We start from the raw sequence: 6,444 nt of genomic DNA, 5'->3' as shown, positions 1-6,444 counted from the left end.
CAGACCAAGGTTTTTGAGAACCTCGGCAACCAATCCGGCTTCGGCCATTTCTTTTAGTGCGTTAGCAATAAGCGGGTATTGCTTATGCGGGTTAGCCTTTTCCTCATGAGCTTTCATGAGTTTGTCGGCGTAACTCTTAACCTCGATGGCTGCATCATCGACATATTTACGGGTTGCCAGCACAACTGACGGGTCAATTTTTAAGGTGATCGCCGACGTGCTCGAGACAACGAGAATCATGCGAATAGTCTGCGTTCGACCGCTACCCTCGGCCAGTAACGGCTTATAGGTTTCCGGGCAGTTGGCGACAGCAATCAAAATGCCGTCGTCATCATAAAGACCGATTTCACGGATGAAAAAACCACCCTCATTTTCCGGGATAATTTGTTCGGCAATAATCTGACCGGCGTCGTTAGCATCCACGCTCAGTGAATTAATCGGCGCGATGCGGGTCTGGTTAATGAGTTTTGTCTGAGCCGGGTCAGGCGTCGGCAGTGTGCCGTTCCCGTCCCCTACGGCCATTTTTGTAATATTCAGTTTAGTACCGAGCGCGGTCGCGTTTGCCAGTCGCGCCGCGCCCTGATTTGTCAGGATGGCAAAATATTTAGTCGTCATGCGCTTACTCGCAGGTTATCAATCAGATGAATGGCCGAAGCCGGATAAAACTCACCACCGACGACAATTTCCCTGGCGGCATAGGGATAAACGGTTAACATGTCGCCGTCATAGCAGCTTGCGCCCACATAGGCGCGCCCGGTGGTGCTCAGGCTGATAGCGAGCCCGGTCAGGTGTCGGCTCGCCGGTTTTGCCCCTTCAATCAGCCGCTCGAGCTCGAGATACATCTCATCGGTGATGCCGGTCTCGAGTACGCCCACAACAAGCCGGAAAGTTCCGGGCTCTTCGTTGAGCTCCCACCACTCCTTAACCTCAATCAGATACCCCAGCGGCTCAACCACGCGCCGTAAGGCGGCGATGGTGCCTTTATGGGCATGAACGTAAAACGCGGAGGCGATCACGCTGCGTTTTGTCGCCTCCGGCCAGTTCGCATCCCACCGGTCAACCGAAAACGCCCACGCCAGATAGGGCAGCAGCCGCACCGGGCAGGTGCGCCAGTTCCACAGCGTGCGAAGCGGTACCGGCACACGCTCGATATCTGCGGCCGCGCGGGCGGCGGCGACCTCGAGCAGCGATGAGCCAACGGGCAACAGTCGGTTATTACTCATCGGCACCCCCGTCAGCGATGCTGTATTCGGTGCAACAGGATGCCTGGTATTTACTGAGCACAATGTCAGCCCGCGGTGCGGTCAGTTCGACACGCTGCACACCTTCGACGTGCAGGGCGGCATAAATGGCCGACTGACGAATGTCGCGACCCAGTCGCTGTTGTGCGCTGATGTATGCCTTCAGTTTTTCCTCTGCGGCCTGACGGATGGGCTCGGCCTCCGGCCCCGGATAAAAATAAAGGGTCGCGTTAATCTGGTACGGCACGATTTCAGCACTCTGCACCGTCACCCTGTCGCCAACGGGGCGCACCTCTTCAGCGTTCAGCGCTTTTTCCACGACGGCCAGCAGGTCAGCGGATGCGGTACCGTCATCCTCGCGTGAAAGTACGGTGATGGTCACACAGGCCGGTGACGGGCTGACGACCGAGATATCAGCAACCCGCCCGTCGGCGCTGCGGCCGTGGTACTCATACGCACCGACCGGGCCAGCCACGCTGAGCCCCTCATACGCCTGTTGCGCGCGTAGCCGTAAATCAGCGTCGGATTCCATGACGGCGGGTGTCGGCGGGATAGCACTGTCATTGGCAGGTGTCACGGTCTGACGCTCGGTATTGTTATTCCCGGCCATCACGTCGAGGTCGTTATTATTCGCATAGGCCAGCGTGCAGGCTTTCCCCGCATCGTTCACACGTTGCCGCCAGATGACTTCGCGGTAGGCGTTTTCCTCCAGATATTTCACCAGAGGCTCAGACTCGAGGGCGAGAGTGCGCGCAACAGCGTCCTGTTGCTCTTCAGGATAAAGCGAGACCAGCGTCGCTTTGCGTTCCGCGAGAATGGTTTCAAAATCCAGCGTTTCCACGAAGTCGGGCGCGGGGAGCTGGCTCAGGTCAATAGTTGCCATAGATTCAACTCACAGGGATGGTTAAAGAAAGTGGTTTGCCGGTGGCTTTTACTTCGCCGGTCAGATCAACAACCATCCGGCCATCAAACTGGCGCTCAACCGTCAGCGAGTTGATGAGAATGCGCGGCTCCCACTTCAGCAGCGCCATATAACAGGCGCACATAATTTGCAGTTTCAGCGCGTCGGTCTGCGGCATATCTATCAGGGAAAACAGCAGCGAGCCATAATCGCGGCGCATCACGCGAGAGCCGACCGGCGTGCGGAGAATATCGCCACAGCTCTGACTGATGTGATCGGCGTCGGTGATAGCTCGCCCGGTCTCGCGATTCATGCCGATATATCGGGTTGTCATTGGGTACCCTCCGTCCAGATCCCGCCCCGTTGCACACCGCCGTGACCGTGGTCATGCACCACCACGCCATTTGATGAAAGCTTACCGCCGGTGTGCTCGATATTGCCGCTCATCTTCCCGCCTTTGGTAACCTCGAGTGTGGCGGTCGTCAGTTTGTTGGTACAGACCACTTCCGGGGTGTCGAGTGTGATGCGGGTCTCGGCTTTCACCATCACCACCGGCACGGTCACATTGATGGAGTCCGACGCCGTCACGTCTGCGGTTTTAATGCCACTCACAGTCAGCGCGCCGGTCTCCGGTTCGTACTCGATAACCGCCCCGTCAGGAAAGGTAATGTGAAATGCATCAGCCGACGCCGACGGCGCGGGGTGGTCATCAGAGAAAATGCCGGGCAGCACAAAGGCGGTATCGAGTTCACCACCCACGGCCAGCAGTAAAACCTGCTCACCCACTGACGGAGCCCACCAGACACGTGAGCGACCTGCGCGTGTGGTCAGCCACTGAAGCCAGTCGGTAACAATGCCGCCAGTCTGGACGCGACAGCGCCCGTCATCGAGGTCAACTTCGACGACGACGCCGGTGCGTATCAGGTTGCGAAGGAGGCGTAAAGCGTCCTGAAGAGTAGCGCGAGTATTCATACAAGGAAGGATGCCGCCCGGTGCTCTGAGCGGCAATTGATGCGGGTTTTACTGTCGATGACACAACGCTAAACGGACAATTTAGCGATAATTATTTCTTCCACTGCCTGACGGTCTTCGTCATTAAACCCGATGAGCGGTCGGGCATCGTACTGTACCGGCGTACTGTTTCGCCCTGGCTTATCTTTGAGGCCGTACTGATGCACATTCGCCATCCGTTGTACCTTGCCGGTAAATTCCACGACGGCCGCATCATTTCCCGCAGTAGCTTTCATAAAGCGACTGGTGCGCAGCTTCGCGAACATTTCCCGCTTAACCCGGCCTTTTTTGGCTTTTACCGGCTGGCGCTTTCTGGCGGCGTAAGGTGTCCCGTCCGGTGCTTTCTGCGTTTTAATCCGGCGCTGTTGACGGGCTCGCAGGGTCTTCGCGATATCTGCGGCCATTCTGCGACGGGCAGCAGGTGACAGCGCCGCTATCAGCCCCGCAAGCTTTTCGTCAAAGGGTTTAAAGTCATTCATGCAATCGACTCACGAGCTCACCGTTAACATACAGCTCAACCGGTCGGGTAACGGGCTCCGGCGGCTGCGGCTCTTCAGCCTGTTCAACGTGAAGCTTATCCCTCTGCTCTTTAACGATAGTGCGCTCGGTCAGCATCAGGCTGATACTGATATCAGCGCTGTCGTTGTCGTTGATATCGGCAAAATAGGTGAATCCCTTTTTACGCCCTTCATCGGTCGTCATAATGTCAGCCTGATGGATGCGCAGCCACGCCTGAATCGGGACGAGTAACAGCTCGATATCATCCGTGAAATCGGTCACCACCACATTCAGCGTGTACCGGTTCTCAAACGACAGCGACGTCGCCAGCGTCGAGGCCAGATTCCCATTATCGATAAAGACACGCATCATATCGGGGTTTCGTGCCAGTACCGGCACGGCGTCAGTTAAGGCTTTTCGCAGACTCTTCGGCTTGTACATCGATTTTATCCTGACAGTGTTTTATCGTTCTGACCTGAAGCGCACAGCGCTCGAGGGCGCTTTCGAGCTGGCGTATATCCGCGCTCAGGTCGCCATTGGTAGTCGGGTCACTTCCCGGCATCGGACAAAGACTGACCCTCGGGCATGCGTTGTAAACAATCACCGGCGTCGGCACAGGCGGCGCGCTGGTGCAACCGGCGCACAGCATCAGGTAAATCAGCGCTATACCAGCGGCGAAGCTGTTCATTTTCATTGAGTAACCTCGTAATGGTCTGTTCCCGACGTTGGGCCCGCGCTCCGGCCTCGATGAGCTCACCGCGCAGTAAGACCTGAGCGGTCTCATTTTCCCCACGGATACGGGAGGCCGTTTTAAGCTGGCTTTTCAGCATGGTAATCGCCGTTTTTTGTTCACCGGCGACACGGTTCGCTTTTTCCAGCGAGCGGCTCAAACTGGCATTTTCATGCCGTAACCACAGGAGCCCGGTCAGCGCCAGCGCGCTGACCAGTACGATCACAATGAGCCGGGTCACTGGACGACTGCCCTGATGCGCTGGCGAACAACGGAGCGCACCGACGTAAATATCAGGACGCAAATCACATACAGTAGCGCCGTCATAATCCAGCCAGCTCCCACCAGACAGGCGAAGGTTGCCGCGAATAACATCAGCGAGCAGAACCGTCGCAAGGGAGATAATTCACGACAAAAAATCGTGATGACGTTTTTTATGTCTTCAGCATTTTTCCGGGTAATTTCAATGCTTTTACTCCCCGTCATCTCGCAGGTCACGATGCCGTAAACACTGGCCGCAATGCAGATAACACTACCGAACAGCGCCCAGACAACGGCGAAATTTACCGCCACGCTTTGTGGGTCAATAATTCCCCTGAGCAACATCAGCGCCAGCAGGACATAAAAAATCATTGAGCAAATAGCTTTTTTCATTGGGTAATCCCTTTCAGACAGTAAGTACGCTCGCGAAAGCGGCGGTTTTCGAGCCCGGCATTACGCTCACCATTCACAAACACCCAGCGGGTGAGCTGGTCACAGGCCTGCCACCATTGCCGGTGTTTCAGGTGATACACCAGCGTCGAGCGACAGGCCGCGCCGGTGCCGACGTTAAAAGCGAAGCTGACCAGCGCGTCATAGACGGCGGGTGGCATGTCCACCGGCACACAGACCGCGAGTCGTTTCTCGACGTTCAGCACGTCGGCGACCAGATTCGCGGCGGCTTCCTTCTCGGTGATATCCCGTTTCGGTACCACCCCGGCAGTGTGGCCGATGCCTGACGTCCACACGCCCGCGCTGCACTGGTAAGGGCGCAACCGGCAACCCTCGAGGTCGGCAATCATCGCGAGCCCCTCCGGCGAGGTGTGGAGCAAACGAAAATCAGGCACCAGTGCCGCCAGCGCCAGCACGACGGCCACACTGCAACGTTTAACGAATGAGCCCACGAATAACCCCCTTATCAATCCCCATCGAGACGAGATAGCGGTATTTCTTTCGCTGGTACCAGAAGTTAACCAGGGCGGTAAAAATGGCGCAGCTTCCCCCGACATAAAGCGCGAGCCGTTCCGGCGTCTGCGTACCGAAATACGCCAGCACCACTGACAGCCAGTAGGTCAGAAAGGTTGTGATTTTATCCACAGTCAGTCCCATAGGTTCACGGTCTCCGATACTGGCGCGGCGTCAACTTCAGGCAGACTGACCGCCGTGCCATGTGGCAGGACGACGCCCTGTTCGGCGAGCCCCGGATTAGCCAGCAATACCGCCTCGACCACACCTTCAGTGCGCCCGTAATGGCGCTGACATAACGTGTCGAGCGTGTCGCCCTGATGCGCGATGACGTTCATCAGATTTGCCCCACGATGCAGCGCGCTTTGTCCTGGATACGGGCAACCGACCAGCGCATGTCACGCCACATTTCATCGATGGTGTCATCGATGCTGTCGGCCTTTTTGTCACCTTTGGCGCTCGCATCAACGCCCCGGTAACGCTCGTACAGCGTCGCGGTCGTCATCGAGCAAACAGCGTTGAAGTAGTGAAAAACCCGCACACTTTCGCCGTCGAGTTCATCCGTCGGCACATCCTCGAGGCGCGGGTAACCGGCGGCGAGCTGAAGGTCGCGCCAGTCGCTTAATTCGGCGTTGGTCTCGGCCATCGCGGTTTTAATCGCCCGGCGCAGACGCACCGGCGTCACAGTCTGCTCGAGGCGCATTTCTTCGCGCATGCGCTTCGGGTCAACATCCGGGAAAAAGGCCGTGTTTTTAATCACCGGCTCGTCAACCGGCACCGGCGGGATGACCATCGGGTCGCGCTGTTGCGCCGGGTTATTCATCACAATCATGGTCATG

Annotated in this window: 14 protein-coding genes; all 14 read right to left on the bottom strand. The window is 57.1% G+C overall.

The annotated features are described in order from the left end of the window. On the bottom strand, positions 1-615 hold a 615-nt coding region (locus tag FDW98_RS18860), incomplete at its 3' end, for a phage tail protein (RefSeq protein ID WP_170975224.1). Further along, positions 612-1,223 (bottom strand): phage tail protein I, encoded by a 612-nt coding sequence (locus tag FDW98_RS18855; RefSeq protein ID WP_137398922.1) that lies wholly within the window; start codon positions 1,221-1,223, stop codon positions 612-614. The genes FDW98_RS18855 and FDW98_RS18860, both read right to left, overlap by 4 nt. Then, positions 1,216-2,124 carry a baseplate assembly protein gene (locus FDW98_RS18850; protein ID WP_137398921.1) on the bottom strand — a complete coding sequence of 303 codons (909 nt, stop codon included), beginning with the start codon at positions 2,122-2,124 and terminating at the stop codon, positions 1,216-1,218. The genes FDW98_RS18855 and FDW98_RS18850 overlap by 8 nt, the downstream gene beginning before the upstream one ends. Positions 2,125-2,128: 4 nt before the next feature. Continuing rightward, on the bottom strand, positions 2,129-2,476 hold the full coding sequence (locus FDW98_RS18845) for a GPW/gp25 family protein (RefSeq protein ID WP_137398920.1): 348 nt from the start codon (positions 2,474-2,476) through the stop codon (positions 2,129-2,131). Continuing rightward, complete coding sequence (locus tag FDW98_RS18840) at positions 2,473-3,114, bottom strand: phage baseplate assembly protein V (protein ID WP_137398919.1); 642 nt, start codon at positions 3,112-3,114, stop codon at positions 2,473-2,475. The genes FDW98_RS18845 and FDW98_RS18840 overlap by 4 nt, the downstream gene beginning before the upstream one ends. Before the next feature lie 68 nt (positions 3,115-3,182). Further along, a complete protein-coding gene (locus FDW98_RS18835) occupies positions 3,183-3,632 on the bottom strand; it encodes a phage virion morphogenesis protein (RefSeq protein ID WP_137398918.1) in 450 nt (149 codons plus the stop codon). Continuing rightward, positions 3,625-4,092 (bottom strand): phage tail protein, encoded by a 468-nt coding sequence (locus tag FDW98_RS18830; protein ID WP_100194872.1) that lies wholly within the window; start codon positions 4,090-4,092, stop codon positions 3,625-3,627. Before FDW98_RS18830 ends, FDW98_RS18835 begins: the two co-directional genes overlap by 8 nt. Further along, positions 4,055-4,300, bottom strand: a complete 246-nt coding sequence (gene lysC / locus FDW98_RS23530; RefSeq protein ID WP_100194873.1) for an Rz1-like lysis system protein LysC — start codon at positions 4,298-4,300, stop codon at positions 4,055-4,057. Before lysC ends, FDW98_RS18830 begins: the two co-directional genes overlap by 38 nt. Continuing rightward, the gene (gene lysB, locus FDW98_RS23700) at positions 4,200-4,622 is read right to left on the bottom strand and encodes an Rz-like lysis system protein LysB (RefSeq protein WP_249935706.1); all 423 of its coding nucleotides are present in this window, start codon (positions 4,620-4,622) and stop codon (positions 4,200-4,202) included. The genes lysC and lysB overlap by 101 nt, the downstream gene beginning before the upstream one ends. Next, positions 4,619-5,035, bottom strand: a complete 417-nt coding sequence (locus FDW98_RS18815; RefSeq protein WP_137398917.1) for a DNZ54_00345 family protein — start codon at positions 5,033-5,035, stop codon at positions 4,619-4,621. Before FDW98_RS18815 ends, lysB begins: the two co-directional genes overlap by 4 nt. Next, positions 5,032-5,544, bottom strand: coding sequence for a lysozyme (locus FDW98_RS18810; protein WP_137398923.1), 513 nt, complete (start codon positions 5,542-5,544; stop codon positions 5,032-5,034). The genes FDW98_RS18815 and FDW98_RS18810 overlap by 4 nt, the downstream gene beginning before the upstream one ends. Beyond that, on the bottom strand, positions 5,528-5,749 hold the full coding sequence (locus tag FDW98_RS18805) for a hypothetical protein (protein ID WP_000524754.1): 222 nt from the start codon (positions 5,747-5,749) through the stop codon (positions 5,528-5,530). Before FDW98_RS18805 ends, FDW98_RS18810 begins: the two co-directional genes overlap by 17 nt. After that, entirely contained in the window at positions 5,740-5,943 is a 204-nt protein-coding gene (locus FDW98_RS18800; protein ID WP_108629724.1) for a tail protein X, read from the bottom strand. The genes FDW98_RS18805 and FDW98_RS18800 overlap by 10 nt, the downstream gene beginning before the upstream one ends. Then, positions 5,943-6,443, bottom strand: coding sequence for a head completion/stabilization protein (locus FDW98_RS18795; RefSeq protein ID WP_137398916.1), 501 nt, complete (start codon positions 6,441-6,443; stop codon positions 5,943-5,945). Before FDW98_RS18795 ends, FDW98_RS18800 begins: the two co-directional genes overlap by 1 nt. Position 6,444 lies beyond the last annotated feature (1 nt).

This window comes from Citrobacter sp. wls711 (assembly GCF_005281055.1).
Taxonomy (GTDB): domain Bacteria; phylum Pseudomonadota; class Gammaproteobacteria; order Enterobacterales; family Enterobacteriaceae; genus Citrobacter; species Citrobacter gillenii.
This window is presented reverse-complemented; position numbering and strand designations above follow the sequence as displayed.